The organism is Pseudomonas sp. rhizo25 (genome assembly GCF_031931935.1).
Classification (GTDB): Bacteria; Pseudomonadota; Gammaproteobacteria; order Pseudomonadales; family Pseudomonadaceae; genus Aquipseudomonas; species Aquipseudomonas synxantha.
This window is the reverse complement of record NZ_JAUJXA010000002.1, coordinates 140215-157466: the sequence shown is the minus strand read 5'-3', so window position 1 is coordinate 157466 and position 17252 is coordinate 140215. Positions and strand designations below refer to the sequence as shown.

The 17252-nt window shown below is 61.9% G+C and carries 16 protein-coding genes; 6 read left to right on the top strand and 10 right to left on the bottom strand.

Annotated elements, in window-relative coordinates; genetic code table 11:
• Positions 1 to 65 precede the first annotated feature (65 nt).
• From QZR30_RS04360 to hflK (QZR30_RS04330), 7 genes are all read right to left on the bottom strand, one after another.
• Complete coding sequence (locus QZR30_RS04360; protein ID WP_311902973.1) at positions 66 to 854, bottom strand: DNA-binding domain-containing protein; 789 nt, start codon at positions 852 to 854, stop codon at positions 66 to 68.
• Positions 845 to 1690: an MNIO family bufferin maturase gene (gene bufB / locus QZR30_RS04355; protein ID WP_311902972.1), complete on the bottom strand. Its 846-nt coding sequence runs from the start codon at positions 1688 to 1690 to the stop codon at positions 845 to 847. The genes QZR30_RS04360 and bufB overlap by 10 nt, the downstream gene beginning before the upstream one ends.
• Positions 1691 to 1756: 66 nt before the next feature.
• Positions 1757 to 2008, bottom strand: a complete 252-nt coding sequence (gene bufA2 / locus QZR30_RS04350) for a BufA2 family periplasmic bufferin-type metallophore (protein ID WP_046070181.1) — start codon at positions 2006 to 2008, stop codon at positions 1757 to 1759.
• A gap of 116 nt (positions 2009 to 2124) precedes the next feature.
• Positions 2125 to 4011: a heavy metal translocating P-type ATPase gene (locus tag QZR30_RS04345; protein ID WP_274357201.1), complete on the bottom strand. Its 1887-nt coding sequence runs from the start codon at positions 4009 to 4011 to the stop codon at positions 2125 to 2127.
• Positions 4008 to 5042, bottom strand: a complete 1035-nt coding sequence (gene hflK, locus QZR30_RS04340) for a protease modulator HflK (RefSeq protein WP_059396735.1) — start codon at positions 5040 to 5042, stop codon at positions 4008 to 4010. The genes QZR30_RS04345 and hflK (QZR30_RS04340) overlap by 4 nt, the downstream gene beginning before the upstream one ends.
• A complete protein-coding gene (gene hflC / locus QZR30_RS04335) occupies positions 5039 to 6034 on the bottom strand; it encodes a protease modulator HflC (protein WP_162252761.1) in 996 nt (331 codons plus the stop codon). The genes hflK (QZR30_RS04340) and hflC overlap by 4 nt, the downstream gene beginning before the upstream one ends.
• 9 nt (positions 6035 to 6043) lie before the next feature.
• The gene (gene hflK / locus QZR30_RS04330; RefSeq protein WP_311902971.1) at positions 6044 to 7969 is read right to left on the bottom strand and encodes a protease modulator HflK; all 1926 of its coding nucleotides are present in this window, start codon (positions 7967 to 7969) and stop codon (positions 6044 to 6046) included.
• A 310-nt stretch (positions 7970 to 8279) separates the two neighbouring features.
• Here hflK (QZR30_RS04330) and QZR30_RS04325 point away from each other — a divergent pair, with 310 nt between their 5' ends.
• Genes QZR30_RS04325 through QZR30_RS04300 form a run of 6 tightly spaced genes read left to right on the top strand, consistent with a single transcriptional unit; the run spans position 8280 to position 13960 of the window.
• Positions 8280 to 8903, top strand: coding sequence for a CDP-alcohol phosphatidyltransferase family protein (locus QZR30_RS04325; protein WP_311902970.1), 624 nt, complete (start codon positions 8280 to 8282; stop codon positions 8901 to 8903).
• A gap of 10 nt (positions 8904 to 8913) precedes the next feature.
• A complete protein-coding gene (locus tag QZR30_RS04320; RefSeq protein ID WP_311902969.1) occupies positions 8914 to 10662 on the top strand; it encodes a bifunctional alpha/beta hydrolase/class I SAM-dependent methyltransferase in 1749 nt (582 codons plus the stop codon).
• Positions 10663 to 10664: 2 nt separating this feature from the next.
• Complete coding sequence (locus QZR30_RS04315; protein WP_311902968.1) at positions 10665 to 11963, top strand: phosphatase PAP2/dual specificity phosphatase family protein; 1299 nt, start codon at positions 10665 to 10667, stop codon at positions 11961 to 11963.
• Positions 11953 to 12396, top strand: a complete 444-nt coding sequence (locus tag QZR30_RS04310) for a hypothetical protein (RefSeq protein WP_056847514.1) — start codon at positions 11953 to 11955, stop codon at positions 12394 to 12396. Before QZR30_RS04315 ends, QZR30_RS04310 begins: the two co-directional genes overlap by 11 nt.
• A 9-nt stretch (positions 12397 to 12405) precedes the next feature.
• Positions 12406 to 13026, top strand: a complete 621-nt coding sequence (locus tag QZR30_RS04305) for a lysophospholipid acyltransferase family protein (RefSeq protein ID WP_046070190.1) — start codon at positions 12406 to 12408, stop codon at positions 13024 to 13026.
• 1 nt (position 13027) lies between these two features.
• Positions 13028 to 13960, top strand: a complete 933-nt coding sequence (locus QZR30_RS04300) for a phosphatidate cytidylyltransferase (RefSeq protein ID WP_043048213.1) — start codon at positions 13028 to 13030, stop codon at positions 13958 to 13960.
• 159 nt (positions 13961 to 14119) lie between these two features.
• Here QZR30_RS04300 and QZR30_RS04295 read toward each other — a convergent pair whose 3' ends face one another.
• The 3 genes from QZR30_RS04295 to QZR30_RS04285 all read right to left on the bottom strand — a co-directional run bounded on the left by QZR30_RS04295 (position 14120) and on the right by QZR30_RS04285 (position 17181).
• Complete coding sequence (locus QZR30_RS04295; protein ID WP_311902967.1) at positions 14120 to 14485, bottom strand: hypothetical protein; 366 nt, start codon at positions 14483 to 14485, stop codon at positions 14120 to 14122.
• A gap of 85 nt (positions 14486 to 14570) precedes the next feature.
• Positions 14571 to 16403 (bottom strand): glutamine--fructose-6-phosphate transaminase (isomerizing), encoded by a 1833-nt coding sequence (glmS, locus tag QZR30_RS04290; RefSeq protein ID WP_311902966.1) that lies wholly within the window; start codon positions 16401 to 16403, stop codon positions 14571 to 14573.
• 10 nt (positions 16404 to 16413) lie between these two features.
• Complete coding sequence (locus tag QZR30_RS04285; protein ID WP_005792599.1) at positions 16414 to 17181, bottom strand: DeoR/GlpR family DNA-binding transcription regulator; 768 nt, start codon at positions 17179 to 17181, stop codon at positions 16414 to 16416.
• Positions 17182 to 17252: the final 71 nt, after the last annotated feature.

Below are 17252 nucleotides of genomic sequence, written 5' to 3'. Positions count from 1 at the left end.
AGACGTCTGCTGTGAGGGTAGACCATCCTAAACAAAGTAGGAAGCTATCGATCGATAGCACCTTTCTATGGCACTCGTCGCTCGAGCAAACCGTTCTGGATCCACTGCTTCAGCCATGTGGCCGCTTGCAGTGGTGCGCCCTCTTCATAAGTGACTGCCAACTGCGCACACAGTTCTGAAAAACTCCAACCGGTGGTCACCATCCCCGCCAGAGCACAGGCTTCTTCGGGCTCCAGGCTGCGGTAGTGGCACACATTCTCATGGCGCCACACCAGGCAGATTTGCGCCAGATTCAGAGCTTGGCTGCCGGGGAAATCCAATTGCTCCTTGCTGGCGCGCCAGATCGCCACCGTATTGAAACGGCAAAGCAACTGCTGCACTGAGGGCGCGGGGGTGACCTGTAACGCCGGCCAGTCTTCAGGCGCCAGTTGCGCCATGTCATTCAAGGTCAGCGGCGCACCCTGGGGCGCATCAAACGCCAGGGTGAACGCCCACTCCAAGCGCGCCATTTCAGCCAGCGGCGCACTTTGTTCTGCGACCAGGTGCTCAAGGATAAACACTGCAAAGCGTTCACCCAGCCAGCGCAGGCTGTAGTGGGCCGAGGGATATCGACGGATATAGGCTTGGGTCAGCAAGGCAAACTCATCATCTCCCAGCCAATACCAGATGGCGCCGAAGTCATGGCGCAGCACTTCCTGCAATCGCGACAGGTAGGCGTTGTGATAAATGGCCAGCCCCGTGTCTACATCCATCGTCGGCCCACCCAGCAAGGTGGCGGCAAAGCCACCGTTGGCGATGCACGTTTCGGACAACAGATGCTGCTCAAAAGCCAACTGCCAGTCGATCAGGCGCATAACGATCTCCGGGCCAAGGCGCTGGTCCCAAGTTCACGTGCTTTGCTCAATTCGGTGAGTAACTCTTCGAACGGCGGGAAATGATCATCGCGTTCCAACAGTGTCGACACCGGCCCCAAGTGCTCCAGGGTCTGCTGATACAGCGCCCATACCGGATCGCACACCGGATGGTCATGGGTGTCGACCACATAGTCGCCGTAGTCCATATGCCCTGCCAGGTGCAGTTGGCGAATGCTCTGGAGCGGCAGGTTGCGAATAAACGTCCAGGCATCGAACCCATGGTTACGCGAGCTGACGTAGACGTTATTGACGTCCAACAACAACTGGCATCCGCTCAGGTGGGCCAGGGCGTTGAGGAATTCCCACTCGGTAAAGTCATCGGCCTTGGAGCGCACATAGCTGGAGACGTTTTCCAGTACCAGCGGGCGCTGCAACACATCCTGTACCTGACGCACACGGCCGGCCACGTGATAGAGACTTTCTTCGGTGTAGGGTAGAGGCAGCAGGTCATGCAACTGGTGCGCGTTGCCGCGGCTCCAGCACAGGTGATCGGAAATCCACGCCGGCTGGATGCGCTCGGCGAGCTGTTTGATTTGCTCCAGGTAATCGGTATCGAGGGCATGGGGCCCGCCGATGGACAAGGACACCCCGTGCATCACCAGGGGATAGCGCTCGGCTATAGCATCCAGGTAGTACAAGGCTTTGCCGCCCGGCACCAGATAATTCTCGGAGATCACTTCGAACCAATCCACCGCAGGGGATTGCGCCAGGATCTGCTCATAGTATTCGTTGCGTAAACCCAGGCCGTAACCCAGGGAGGGGAAGGAACTGCTCATCATGAACTCCCGCAAAAGTGTCCGCAGCGGTGGAGCGGGACCGCTGCAGTTGCACTCGGTTGTCGCTTACTCGCCGACTTTGCCGCCAGCCTCGTCGCAAGCAGCCTTGGTCATAGCCTTGAAGCCGTGGCCTTTGCAGACAGCCTGGCCTTTGCAGGCGTTTTCGGCGGTCTTGCAATCGTTCATGCCTTTGCAGGAGGTGACGCCGTAACAATGAACGGATGCGTCGGCAGCCTGTACCTGAGTGGCGACACCGGCAAACATGGAGGCGGCAGCGATAGCCAGGGCAGCACCGGAAACAGCGTGTTTGATGTTCATTGTGTAGTCCTCATAGATCTGTAGTGGAGTCGGTCTGAACGGATTGCGCAGTCTCGACACACCACTAGAGTGAGGCCCCTTATCAGCGTTACAGCTGTGAGCAAATTTTTCCGAAATTAATCCTCAAGCTTCAACAGCGGCTCCTGGAAGCGCAATAAACGCCCGGCGTTACCCAGCACCAGCAAGGTGCTGAGGTTATGTAACACCGCCGCGATCATGGCGCCAGCCGCACCCAGCCAGCCAAACGCTGCGAACACTACGATGGCCAGGGTCCAGCCCAAGCCGATGATCACGTTCACCTGCAACGTCTGCCGGCACCGGCGACTCAAGCGCACGCAGGTGCCCAGGCGGCGCAAGTCGCTGCCGATCAACACCACGTCAGCCGACGCCAGGGCGATGTCCGCACCGCCCGCGCCCATCGCCACGCCGACCACACCGGCCTTGAGCGCCAGGGAGTCGTTGATGCCATCGCCCACCACCATCGGCCGGAAGCCGCTGCTGATTTCCCCCAGCACGCGGTTGAGCTTGTCTTCCGGCAGGGCCTGGGCTTCGACATCACTGATACCCACATCCAGCGCCAGGCTATCGGCCACGCTCTGGCGGTCACCGGTCAGTAGCAATTGGCGGCCCAGGCCCAAGTCCCGCAGTTCTTGCAGGGCCTGGCGCGCTTCCGGCTTGACGCTGTCGGCCAGCAACATCCAGGCCAGGAACTCGCCGTTCAACGCCAGCCCGGCGATCGGGCCGTCATGGGTGGGAACGCCGGTAGTGACGATGCCCAACTGTTCGAACAATTCCGGGCGCCCGAGCGCCGCTTCGCCCTGCTCGGTCTGCGCTACCACACCCAGGCCCTGGCGCTCGCGGATGTCGGTGAGTACCAGCATTTGTTCCTGGGTCGCCAACCCCGCCAACGCTCGGCTGACCGGGTGACTGCTCGCGGAGCCGAGGCTGGCCGCCAGGTTCAGCAGCGCCTGGCGATCCGGCGCGGTGGTGTCGATAGACTGCAGGCGCAAAGTGCCAAAGGTCAGGGTGCCGGTCTTGTCGACCACCAGCGACGTCAGGTCAGCCAGCTCTTCGAGGAACGCCGAGCTGCGAATCAGAATCCCGTGACGCGCCGCCACGGCGATCCCGGCAATCGCCGTGGCCGGCGCCGACAACACCAGGGCGCACGGGCATGCCGCCACCAGCACGGCGAGCATGGCCTGGGCGTCATTGGTAACAAACCAGGTCACCGCCGCCAGCAACAGCACCAGCACCATATAGCTGCCGGCATAACGCTCCAGCAGCCGGGTGATCGGCGGCTTGGAACGCTCGGCGTTCTGCATCAGAGCGATGACTTTGCCCAGGGTCGACTCATTGCCGATGCGCGTCACTTCAAGGCGTAACAAACCATCGAGGTTGATCGCACCTCCAAACACCTGCACGCCGACGCCGGCTTCCAATGGCACCGACTCGCCGGTAATCGGCGCCGTATCCAGGCTCGCCTGGCCGGATAGCACTACACCATCGGCCGGCACGCGGTCACCGGCGCGCACTTCCACGATATCGCCGGTGTTCAGGGTGCCGTTATCCACTTCGGTGATGGTGCCGTCCGCGTGCACCAGGCGGGCGTGGCTGCGGGTGAGTTTGCCCAGGGCATGGATCGCTTCCTGGGAGCCGATCACGCTGCGCTCTTCCAGCACATGCCCGAAGATCATGATGATCGGCAACAGCGCCGCGGTCAGCAGGTCGCCGGTGGCCCAGGCGCCCAGCATGGCCAGGGCGATCAATTGGTCAGTGATGCCGTGCAGGCTCGGGAAGCGCAGGCTGTACCAGGCCGAACGCATCACCGGCACCGCCACCAACAGCGAAGCCACGCCCAGCAGCAACTGGCTCACGCCGCTCTGGTCCGGCGCCAGCCAGCGCCATACCAGACCCAGTACCAACAGCCCCAAGGCGAGCATGGCCAGGGTCAATTGCCGGGCAGCGCTACGCTGTTCGGCGGAAGTCAGCATGGGTGCGCTCATTGTTCGGCTCCCTGGATGATCAAGCGGGAGTCGTCCTTGGGGTCGACGGTGGTGACAGAACCGGCCTGGCCGAGAATCTTCGGCATGCGCTCGCGGTACAGCCGCAATAGCAAGCCAGGATCTTTTACCTGGGCCAGGCTGGCGACAGTAGCGGTTTGCGCCTGGGCATTGGCCAAGCGTTCGCTGGCCTGGGCGTGGGCGACTTGCACCTGGCGGTCAGCTTCCTGATTGGCGCTCTGGGTGAGTTTTTCCGCTTCGGTGCGCGCATTGGCCACGGCTTTATCGGCTTGCTGGCTGGCGGTCAGTACCGCATTGAAAGCATTCACCGCCGGGCCCGGCAGGCTTGATTGCACATCGACGCGGGTGACTTCGACGCCCAGGCCCAAACCGTTGGCGGCCAACTGCGCCAGGCGTTTGTTGATGCCTTGCACCAGATCGCCGCGCAGCCGCTCACGGCGTTCGGCGGCGCCGTTGTCGCTGCCGATCAGTTCCGGGCGGGCTACCAGGATGGTGTCCAGATCCCGCGCCGCGGTGAGGGCCACAGCGCTGCGGGTCACCAGCCGATCCAGGGCAGGCAACACATGCTCGCCTTGCAATACGAAAGCGTAGGGCTCGGTCACCTTATAGAAAACCCGCACGTCCAACTGCACTACCCCGGCATCGCCCGTCAGCAGATAACCGGAGCCAGCCAAGGCATCGCTCAACGGCGTAGCGAAACTGGCCACGCGATCAGCCTGCAGCGCCGCGTCGGAACGTAGCAGGTTTTCTACCCGGCGCTCGATCACCCGGTCCGCTGCCGGCAGCAACACCACCTGCTCGAAGGGCTGCGGCCAGGCCAGCAACAGCCCGGCGTTCTGAATGCGATCAAGGGCGCCGAAGTGCAGGACCACGGCGCGATTCTGCGGGTCGATCTGGCGCACATTGGAAAAGGCCCAGGCCAACGCCGCCAACACGGTGACCGCGTACAGCGCCAGGAACGTCAGGCGCCCGGCCTGGATCCATGGGCTGTCCGGGCTGTCACGCTCGCTCATGGCTGGATGTCCTTCGGCCCATCCACCAAGGCGCGGAACGGCGCAGCATCGGTGCGCAGGATGATCTTGGTGCCCGGCGTAACCACGGTGCCCAAGGTGTCCAGCGAGCGCAGCAGGTTGTACAGCTGTGGATTACCGGCGTAGGCGCGGCCATAAATCTGCGCGGCTTCGACCCGCGATTGCGCTTCGATATCGGCGGCTTTCACCGTGGCATCTGCCTGCACGATGCGCGCATCACGCTCAGCGGCGGAGCGGATCTGCGCCGCTTCGCGCTTGCCCACGGCAGTGCGCTCGGTGGCGATGGTTTCACGCTCGGCACGCATGCGGTCAACGGTGGCGGTGAGGGTCACCGAAGGCAACGTCAGGCGCTCGATGCCGACTTGGGCCACACGCACCCCATAGGTGGTGAGCAATTGTTGATCAATCTGCTGGCGCAACTGCGCTTCGAAATCAGCAATGCGCACTTGGCTGGCATCGGTATTGATCAGGCTGGACAGGTCAAAGCTGGCCGCGGTGGTCTCCAGCGCCGAACCGACGAAGGTGCGGATCTGCCGTGCCGCTTCATCCGGCTGGTTCTGCACCGCGCGCATAAAGCGCTGCACATTGTCGGCATCGCCCTGCACCTGCCACGCCACATAAGCCTGCACAATAATCCGCAGGCCATCGCGGGTGCCCACGTCCTGCAGGCCGCTGGACGTGGTGCGCAGGCGCAGGTCCACCGGGATCGCCGCTTCGAACGGCGCTGGCCAGCGCCAGCCCAGGCCAGGTTCCAACAGCACCCGTGCGGGGTTGCCGAAGCGGGTAATCACCGTGGCCTCGCCGGAGCGCACCTGCACAAGGCTTGCCGCTGCCACGGCAAACAGCACCAGCAACACCGCCCAGGCCATACGACGCCAAGGAAAAGGCCCGCTCGCCTGCTCATCGCCGTGATGGTGATGGTGGTGGCCGTGATGATGGTGATGACCGTGATCGTGAGAATGAGCGCTCAACAGACAGACTCCTTATTGAACGGCTTTGCGCGGCACCGACGAATCGGCGGGCAAGGTAAAAGAACGCAGATCAATCGTTGGCGCACTGCCGGCACCCAAACGATGATCCAGAATTAGCAGCTTGGCGTGGGCCAGGCCCTGGCTCAGTTGGCCCAGGTACTGTTCCAGCACGAAGGCCTGGCCAGCGGCGGCATAGGCTTTTTGTTCGGCGGCAAAGCGCAGGTTCGCCGCTTGCGCGCCAGCATTCACCTCGCGGGCGTTGGCCTGGGCTTGATCCCGGGCAGTGCTGGCTTGCAACAGCGCTTGGTTGGTCTGCTCGCTGGCGGCGCCGCGTTCCCGGGCGATCAGGGCCTGGGCGCCGATCTGCGCGGCTTGCACACCGTGGTAAGCGTTGGCGGCTCCAGCGGGCGGGTGAATCGCTTCGACCACCGTGGCAAGGATCTCCACACCACTGTCGAGTGTTTGCAGATCGGCTTGCACACTGCGACCAATTTCGTCGGCGAGGCTGGTGCGTTGTTCACCGAGCAATTCGTCAAGGGTGCGCGAGGCGAAGTCATGCACCAGGATGCGGCTGGCGGTACTGCGGATCAGGGTCGGGATATCAGCGCTGTTATAGGTGGCGGCGAGCGCGGCCTGGTCGGTAAGGCCGATACGGTAGACAAAACGCACGTCCATATTGACGATCTGGAAGCCCTGCTTATCGCCGCTGCTGCTGGCGATGACCTGGGATTTGTCATTTACATGGCTGGCGTCCCACAGGCGGTTGGCGATCAACGGCGCCGGGCCTTCGGCAGCGGCCAACGGCGCAGTGGCGGCTTCACTGACGCTGGTCGCCAGCTCATGCACCACGCCGTTTTCGATGTTCAGCACACGGCCCAACGGCCACGGTAAACCCGCATGCAGGCCGGGGCCGAACACCTCGACCGGTTTGCCAAAGCGCTCATAAATCCCACGGCCTTGCAGGGGCACCTCATGCACGCCGGTCAGCGCCCAACCGACCGCCAGCACCACCAGCAACACCGGCAAAAACGCCCGGCGCATGTAGGTAAAGGCCCAGATCTGGCGCAGGTCGATACCGAAACGGTTGTGCAATTCATGCTGCAACGCCAGCAAGGGTTGTGGCGGCCAACGCAGCAGGCCGGCGATAAAACTCTGGGCCATCAAGCGCGGTTCGAGACGCGGCTGGCGCGGGCTGAACAGCGACAGCACACCCCTGAGCAGGAACTCCAGCGCCACCAGTGCCGGCAGCAGGCCGATCAGTGTCGCCAGGCGCAGTGGCCAAACCGACTCGGCATTGGCAAACAGCAGGCAGATTGCACTGATCACCAGGCAGATAATCGCCACCCGGCTCAACTGCGCCAGCTGTGAAGCTTCCGGCCATTGGGCGGCGGTTTCCTGGGCGAGGCGACGTTCAAACACCAGCAGACCGAACGCCAGCGCCAACGCCAGCGCCGCGCCGATGCTTGCCGATTGACCGACGACCGCCGCGGGCAAGGCCAGGTTCCAGAACTGGGTAACACTGACCAGCGCCAGCAGCGACCAGCCACCCAACCACAACACCGGCGCGCCGACCTGGGCCAGCAGACCATTGCCGAAATGGTTGATCAGGCCCTTGTGCCAAGTGGTGGGCTCGCTGGGTTCTTCGACCAGTTCAACGCTTGGCGCCTCCAGCGCCTGGGCACGCCAATCGGCCACCCACCAGGCCGACTGTAACCCGGCCACCAGTACCAACAAGGCCGAAGCGCAGTTGATCAACACCACCGGCCAGATCGACAGTGGCGCAAACAACGCCACGAACAACGCCAGTACCCAAGCACTGATGGCCAGGGTCGTCAGGCTGATGCCGGCCTGGCGCAGTCGACGGGCATGGAACAACCCTTGTTGAAAACGCGCAAGGCCCTCTACCGAAGCGCCGTCAGCTTCTAGATCCACTTGCATCCACTCAACGCCCGCGTGTACATAATTCGTTACGATATAACACGAAGCGTGAAATTTTTGTTCGCTTTTGAACTCAGCCTGGATCCCTGTGGGAGGGGGCTTGCTCCCGATGGCATTGGGTCAGTAAGTAGATGGGTTGGCTGATGCACTGCTATCGGGAGCAAGCCCCCTCCCACATTTGCCTCACGGTGTTCTCTGGATTGTGACTAACCCCCTATAAACACGAGCTATCACTAGTGTCGGCGGCAATAAGTCGGCACACTCCTGAACAGTTTTTCGCGGGTTCACGGACAAGGAAGCGCCACCCCCCATGATTTCCATCTACCAACTCAAACCGCGGTTCCAGAACCTGCTGCGCCCTCTCATGCAGCGTCTCTACGACAACGGCACCACCGCCAACCAGATCACCGTGCTGGCGGGGGTGATTTCCTTGCTGGTCGGCTTGCTGATCGCTGCTTTCGCCCAGCAGCTCTGGCTGTTTGCACTGATCCCGCTGTGGATGATTGTACGCATGGCCCTCAACGCCATCGACGGCATGCTCGCCCGGGAATTCGGCCAGCAGTCAAGGCTCGGCGCCTACCTCAATGAGCTATGCGATGTGATCGCCGACAGCGCGTTGATCCTGCCCTTTGCCCTGATACCCGGCGTGAGCCTGGCGCCAGTGTTGCTGGTGACGCTGCTGGCGGTATTCAGCGAGTACGCCGGGGTGCTGGGGCCGATGGTGGGTGCATCGCGTCGCTATGACGGGCCGATGGGCAAGAGTGATCGGGCCTTCGTACTCGGTGTGCTGGCCACCGGCGTGGCGCTGGGCTGGCTCGGCGCCGGCTGGGTCGAGTCGGTGATGTGGCTGGTGGCTGCCCTGCTCGCCTACACCTTGGTCAACCGGGTGCGTCAGGGCCTCAAAGAACAACAACACACTCCCCCTTCTGCATAAGGATTTTGCGATGCGCGAACAGCAACAGCACACCTGCAGTACCCATGATGGCGTCGAGCTTTTCTACCGGCACTGGCCGGCTACGGCAGGCGCCGGGCCGCGCAAGGCAATCCTGTTGTTCCATCGCGGCCATGAGCACTCCGGGCGTATTGCCCACCTGGTAGATGAACTGGGCTTGCCGGAGTTTGATTTTTTCGCCTGGGACGCCCGCGGCCACGGCCAATCGCCCGGCGAGCGCGGCGACAGTCCCAGCTTTGCCACCAGTGCCCGTGATGTGCAGACCTTCTGTGACCACATCGGCGCCACCTACGGCATCGAAGAGCAAAACCTCGCCGTGATCGCCCAAAGCGTCGGCGCGGTGATCGCGGCCACCTGGGTCCACGACTATGCGCCGAAGATCCGCGCCCTGGTGCTCGCCTCGCCGGCCTTCAAGGTCAAGCTGTACGTGCCCTTCGCCCGCCCAGGCCTGACCTTGATGCGCAGGTTCCGGGGCAACTTTTTCGTCAACAGCTACGTCAAGGCCAAGTTCCTCAGCCACGACCCGGAGCGCGTAGCGTCCTACGACAGCGATCCGTTGATCACCAAGGCCATTTCGGTGAATGTGCTATTGGGCCTCTACGAAGCAGCGGATAGGGTTGTAGCCGATGCACAAGCGATTCAGGTGCCGACCCAACTGCTGGTCTCCGGCTCCGATTTTGTGGTGCACCGTAAACCCCAGCAGCAGTTTTTCGACCGCCTCGGCAGCCTGAAAAAAGAGCTGCATATCCTCCCCGGGTTCTTCCACGACACCCTTGGCGAACGTGACCGTGCCGTGGCCGTGAACAGCGTCAAGCGCTTTATCCTGCAGAACTTCGCCCACCCGCTGGATCGCGCCTCTCTGCTGGACGCTGACAAACTCGGCGCCACCTGTGCCGAATCCGAATCCCTTGCCGCACCGCTGCCACGCAATTCCCTGCGCGACCTGTACTGGCGCATGACCCGCGCCAGCATGGGCCTGGGCAAGAACCTGTCGGACGGAGTAAAGCTGGGCTTCGACACCGGTTTCGACTCCGGCAGCACCCTGGACTACGTGTACCGCAACAAACCCACCGGCAAGGGCGGCCTGGGGCGGATGATCGACACCAACTACCTCAACTCCATCGGCTGGCGCGGTATTCGTCAGCGCAAGCTGAACGTCGAAGAGCTGCTGCGCCTGGCGATGGCCAAGCTGCGTGAGGATGATCGCCAAGTACGCATTGTCGATATCGCCGCCGGCCACGGCCGTTACATTCTGGAGGCTTTGCAGGGCGTGTCGCCGTTGCCGGAATCCATCCTGCTGCGCGACTACAGCGACATCAACGTGCGCGACGGTGGCGCGCTGATTCTCGAGAAGGGCCTGGGAGACATCGCCCAGTTCGTCAAAGCCGATGCGTTCGACCGCGCCGACCTGGCCGCCCTGGAGCCCAAGCCGACCTTGGCCGTGGTGTCGGGCCTGTATGAATTGTTCGCCGATAACGCCATGGTCGGCGGCTCACTGGCAGGCTTGGCCGAAGCCTTGGGGCCAGGCGGTTACCTGGTGTATACCGGCCAGCCATGGCACCCGCAACTTGAGCTGATTGCCCGTGCACTTACCAGCCACCGCCAGGGCCAGGCCTGGGTGATGCGTCGGCGCAGCCAGGCGGAAATGGACCAGCTTGTCGAAGCCGCGGGCTTTCGCAAGATCACCCAGCGCGTGGATGAGTGGGGCATCTTTACGGTATCCCTGGCACAGAAGATCTGAACATGCGCGAACCCGGTCTATTGAAACCAGCGGCCCTCTGGCTGCTGCTATTGGCGCCGCTGTTCTTCAGCACCTATGGCTTCGCCACCTGGGTCACCAGCCAACGCAGCGATGTCGGCACGCTGGTGTTTGGCTGGGAAACCCATATACCGTTCTGGGCCTGGACCATCGTGCCCTACTGGTCCATCGACCTGCTCTACGGCTTCTCCCTGCTGTTACCCAATACACGCCATGAACTGAAACAACATGCACTGCGCCTGCTGAGTGCGCAGGTCATAGCCGTCAGTTGCTTCCTGATCTGGCCGCTGCGCTTCACATTCGAGCGGCCGGAACTGGACGGCGTGTTCGGCTGGCTGTTCGCGGTGCTGGCCGGTTTTGACAAACCCTTCAACCAGGCCCCGTCACTGCATATCGCGCTGCTGGTGATCCTGTGGGTCATGTATCAACGGCACACCCGGGGTTTCTGGCGTTGGGTAGTGCATGGCTGGTTCACCCTGATCGGTCTCTCGGTGCTGACCACTTATCAACATCACTTTATCGACTTACCCACAGGCGCCCTCGCAGGGTGGTTGTGCGTGTGGTTATGGCCTGTGGAACACCCGAGCCCATTGGTGAATGCCCGACTGACGCGGGATCCCCAACGCTGGCGGCTGGGAGTGCGCTATGGGCTGGGTGCATTAATACTGGCGGTGCTTGCCTTCGTGCTCGGCGACGGCTGGCTGTGGCTGCTGTGGCCGGCGGTGTCCCTGGCGTTGATCAAGGCCAACTACCTCGTGCTAGGCGCGTCAGGCTTTCAAAAACGCGAAGATGGCCGTCTTACTCCCGCCGCGCGCTGGCTATATGCACCCTATCTAGCTGGTGCGTGGATCAATTCGCGCCTGTGGACACGCAAACATCCACAGCCCGACCTGATTGTGGATAACGTCTGGCTCGGACGCATCCCCACATCGCGCCAGCAAGGTTCATTCAAGGCCATTGTCGATCTGTGCGCCGAACTGCCGATTAATCCACAGGGCGGCGCGTATGCCTGCGTGCCAGTGCTTGACCTGATCGCACCGACACCCGACGAATGCATCAAAGCCGCGCACGCTATCGAGCAACTGCGCCAGCACGGGCCCTTGCTGGTGTGCTGTGCCCTCGGTTACTCCCGCAGCGCTACCGCCGTTGCCGCCTGGCTGCTGAACACAGGGCGCGCCGCCACGCTAGATCAAGCGCTGGCTATCATTCGTACAGCACGGGCCAATGTGGTCCTGCACCCCGCACATCGTGAAGCTTTGGAGGGTCTGCCCCATGCCCGCTGATATGGAACTCCAGGTGGTCGCCAGCCTGCTGCGCCGTGGCCGCTCACTGGATCAGTTATCCACAGGCCTGACACTGCTCGGCGTACTGTTCGGCCTTGCCCAGCTATTGTTGGCCAGTATCTCGACGATCTGCCTGCTGCTGGCCCTGTGGATGATCGTACTGGGCCTGCTGCAAAAATACTGGGCATTGCGCGTGGCCCTCGACGCCGACCTGTTTGCCCTGCTCGCCCGCGACACCGCACGTACACCGGACCTCGACCAGGCCCTGCAAACCCTTGGCCTGCAATCACCTAAACGGGCCGGCCGGCCCTGGAGCGAACGCCGTCGTGGCGCGCTCAAACTGTTGCGCAAACAAGCCTGGCTGCTGGGCGCGCAAGCGCTGCTGACCCTGGGCGTCATCCTCGCCAGCCCTTGGCTGCCTTTCGCCGGATAAGGAATCCCCATGTTCGAACCCGTGGTCGCCACGCTGATTACCTCCATGGCCCGCACTGTCACCGGCGCTCGCAGCCTGTGGCTGGGGTGCGCTCCGGTGCCGGTGCAACGCATCTATTTCGCCAACCACAGCAGCCACGGCGACTTCGTGCTGGTATGGGCGTCGCTGCCGCAGAACCTGCGCAAGTTCACGCGCCCGGTGGCGGGCAGTGATTACTGGAACAAGAGCGCCCTGCGCCGCTACATCATCAACCGTGTGTTCAATGGCGTGCTGATCGACCGCGAGCGCAGGGAGCCTGTGGATAACCCTTTGCAACCCATGCTCGCTGCGTTGGAAGGCGGTGACTCGCTGATTATTTTTCCGGAAGGCACGCGCAATCTGGAGGATGGCTTGCTGCCCTTCAAGAGCGGCTTGTACCACTTGGCAAAAAGTTACCCACAGGCCGAACTGGTGCCCGTGTGGATAGCCAACCTTAACCGGGTCATGCCCAAGGGCCGAGTGCTGCCACTGCCCTTGTTATGCACAACCAGCTTCGGTGCTCCCCTGCAATTGGAAGAGGGCGAAGACAAAGCCGCATTCCTTGCCCGTACCCGCGACGCCCTGCTCGCCCTTGCCCCGGAGCATTCCTGAGATGGATAGCCAAACCCTGATGTTATTCGGCGGCATCGGCGCGATTCTGGTCATCGCCTCGCTGATCGGCCTGATCCTCAAGCTGCGCACCCGTGGCAGCCCCAATGCCGTGATCGACAACCTCAACGCCCGCATCAACGCCTGGTGGGTGATGGTGGTGGTGATCGGCATCGCCTTCTGGCTCGGCACCGGCGCGGTGATCCTGTTGTTCTATGCCGTGTCGTTCTACGCCCTGCGAGAATTCCTCACCCTCACCCCAACCCGGCGCAGCGACTACCCGGCCCTGGTGGCCGCGTTCTACCTCGCCCTGCCGCTGCAATATGTGCTGATCTACGCCGACTGGTATGGGCTGTTCTCGATCTTTATCCCGGTGTACGTGTTTTTGCTGCTACCGATCCTCGCCTCCCTTGGCGGCGACAGCACACACTTCCTGGAACGTGCCTCGAAGGTGCAATGGGGGCTGATGATCGCGGTGTTCTGCGTGTCCTTCGTCCCAGCCCTGCTGACGCTGGACATCCCCGGGTACGAAGGCCGCAACCTGTTGCTGATCGCCTACCTGGTGATCGTGGTGCAACTGTCAGACGTATTGCAGTACGTATGCGGCAAGCTGTTCGGCAAACACAAGATCGCGCCCAATCTGTCACCGTCGAAAACTGTGGAAGGGTTCGTAGGCGGAATTCTGCTGTCATCCCTGATCGGCGCGGCGCTGTGGTGGACCACACCGTTTAATCCCTGGCAGTCGTTCCTGATTGCGCTGTTGATCAACTTGCTGGGCTTTGCCGGTGGGATTGTGATGTCAGCGATCAAGCGTGACCGCGGCGTAAAAGACTGGGGACATATGATCGAAGGGCACGGCGGGATGCTGGATCGGCTGGATTCGGTGTGCTTCGCGGCGCCGATCTTTTTCCATCTTGTGCGTTACTGGTGGACGTGATGGTTGACCAGAGCGCCAGCCCTCGAGACTGACAAAGAACAAAATGTGGGAGGGGGCTTGCTCCCGATTGCGGTGGACCAGTCAAGGTATCTGATGCCTGTCACACCGCTATCGGGAGCAGCCCCCTCCCACCTTGGTTCTTGTGTGCTTTCAAGACCATTAGGCAGTGATCTCGACGTAGCGGTACTCCCCGCCTCCTGTCGCACCCGATAGCCAGCCCCAATCAAAACTCAGCGTTGTGCGCCCGTCACGATCCACGCCTACCGTGCCACGTGACCACCCCGCGAGCAGTTCCCCTTCCAGGGTCACGCATTGATAAAGCAGCTCGATGGTATCTGCACCGGTCACCCGCCCGACCTGCGTGCCCAGGCGAATCCGGCCACCTTGGTAGGTGCTTGAAATGACGCCATCTTCAACTTGGTAGTGAAATACTGTCCCCGTGCCGGACAGCCCTTGAGTATTGTTCGCGACCGCAAACCGGCGGTTATGCAAACGTGCGTGAACGGTCGCTGAAGAGCTTTGCATTATTGGCATCCTTGAGTGGCGCGAATTCAAAACCATAAAAAAGGGGCTGTTAAAAACAGCCCCTCTTCAGGTACGCGAGAAAGCCTTACTCCACCGTCACCGACTTCGCCAGGTTACGCGGCTGGTCAACGTCAGTGCCTTTGAGCACGGCAACGTAGTACGACAGCAACTGCAGCGGGATTGTGTAGAGGATCGGCGACAGGGTGTCGTGAATGTGCGGCATGTTGATCACGTGGGTGCCTTCACCATTGGTCATGCCCGCCTTCTCATCTGCGAAGACGATCAGTTGGCCGCCACGGGCGCGTACTTCCTGCAGGTTGGACTTGAGCTTCTCCAGCAGTTCGTTGTTTGGTGCCACGGTAACCACTGGCATATCGTCATCCACCAGGGCCAATGGCCCGTGTTTCAGCTCACCGGCCGGATAGGCTTCGGCGTGGATGTACGAGATTTCCTTGAGTTTCAGCGAGCCTTCCATCGCCACCGGGTATTGCGCGCCACGGCCCAGGAACAGGGTGTGGTTCTTGTCAGCGAACAGCTCGGCGACTTTTTCCACGGTGCTGTCCATGGCCAGGGCTTCGCCAAGGCGGGTTGGCAGGCGGCGCAGTTCTTCCACCAGAGTGGCTTCGACGCCGTCGGCGAGGGTGCCGCGTACTTGGCCCAGGGACAGGGTCAGCAGCAGCAGGCCCACCAGTTGAGTCGTGAAGGCTTTGGTGGAGGCTACGCCGATTTCGCGACCGGCTTGGGTCAGCAGGGTCAGGTCGGATTCACGTACCAGGGAGCTGATGCTGACGTTGCAGATTGCCAGGCTGCCGAGGAAGCCCAGTTCCTTGGCATTGCGCAGGGCGGCCAGGGTGTCGGCGGTTTCGCCGGACTGGGAGATGGTCACGAACAAGGTGTCGGGCTGCACCACCACCTTGCGGTAGCGGAATTCGCTGGCCACTTCGACTTGGCAAGGAATGCCGGCCAGTTCTTCGAGCCAGTAACGGGCAACCATGCCAGCGTGGTAGCTGGTGCCGCAGGCCACGATCTGCACATTGCGCACCTTGGCGAACAACTCGGCGGCTTGCGGGCCGAAGGCGTTGACCAACACTTGATTCTGGCTCAGGCGACCTTCCAGGGTGCGTTGCACCACAGACGGCTGCTCGTGGATTTCCTTGAGCATGAAGTGGCGGAACTCGCCCTTGTCAGCGGCTTCGGCACCGTCGCGGTATTGCACGGCTTCGCGCTCGACGGACTGGTCGTTAACGTCCCAGATCTGCACGCTTTCACGACGGATGTCGGCAATATCGCCTTCTTCCAGATACATGAAGCGGTCGGTCACTTGGCGCAGGGCCAGTTGGTCGGAGGCGAGGAAGTTCTCGCCCAGCCCCAGGCCGATCACCAGCGGGCTACCACTGCGTGCAGCAACCAGGCGATCAGGCTGGCTGGCGCTGATCACGGCCAGGCCGTAGGCGCCATGCAGTTCCTTGACCGTGGCCTTGAGGGCGGTGGTCAGATCGCTGTGGTCCTTGAGCTTGTGGTTGAGCAGGTGGGCGATGACTTCGGTGTCGGTGTCCGAGGTGAACACATAACCCAGGCCCTTGAGTTGTTCGCGCAGCACTTCGTGGTTTTCGATAATGCCGTTGTGCACCACCGCCAGGTCACCGGAGAAGTGTGGGTGAGCGTTACGCTCGCATGGCGCACCGTGGGTGGCCCAACGGGTGTGGGCAATGCCCAGGCGGCCTACGAGCGGCTCGCCGGACAAGGCCTGGTCCAACTCGCTCACCTTGCCCGGCCGGCGCATGCGCTCCAGCTTGCCGGCATTGGTGAAAACCGCCACGCCAGCGCTGTCATAACCGCGGTACTCGAGGCGCTTGAGGCCCTCGATAAGGATGGCAGTAACGTTACGTTCGGCGACTGCGCCAACAATTCCACACATGGTATTTCTCCTAGATGACGGCCGCGCATATCAGCGTAATGCCGCGGGCTTGGATCTGGTCGCGGGCCTCAAGCGGCAGGCGATCATCGGTAATAAGGGTATGGACGCTGCTCCAGGGCAGTTCCAGGTTGGGAATCTTGCGGCCGATCTTGTCGGACTCGACCATCACTACGACTTCACGGGCGACCTCGGCCATGACGCGGCTCAGGCCCAGGAGTTCGTTGAAGGTGGTAGTGCCGCGCTGCAGATCGATGCCATCGGCACCGATAAAGAGCTGATCAAAATCATAGGAGCGCAGCACCTGCTCGGCGACCTGGCCCTGGAACGAGTCCGAATGCGGGTCCCAGGTGCCGCCCGTCATCAACAACACCGGCTCGTGTTCCAATTCGCTCAGGGCGCGGGCCACGTTCAGGGAGTTGGTCATCACCACCAGGCCGGGCTGATGGCCCAGTTCGGGGATCATGGCGGCGGTTGTGCTGCCGCTGTCGATGATGATGCGTGCGTGTTCGCGCAAACGCACCACTGCCGCACGCGCGATGGCGCGCTTGTAAGCCGAGATGGGTTGTGCGGCGTCGCCTACGAGCTCCTGGGGCATCGTGATTGCGCCACCGTAGCGACGCAGGAGCAGGCCATTGCTTTCGAGGGCGGCCAGATCCTTGCGGATGGTTACTTCCGAAGTTTCGAAACGCTTGGCCAATTCGTCCACACTGACTTCGCCCTGCTCATTGAGCAGAGTGAGGATATTGTGGCGTCGTTGAGGTGTATTTCGTTTCGACATGGTGATGGTAAGTTTCGTTTCGAAAGATAACGAAGGCAATCAAAACCTATTGGCGAAAGATCGTCAAGCGG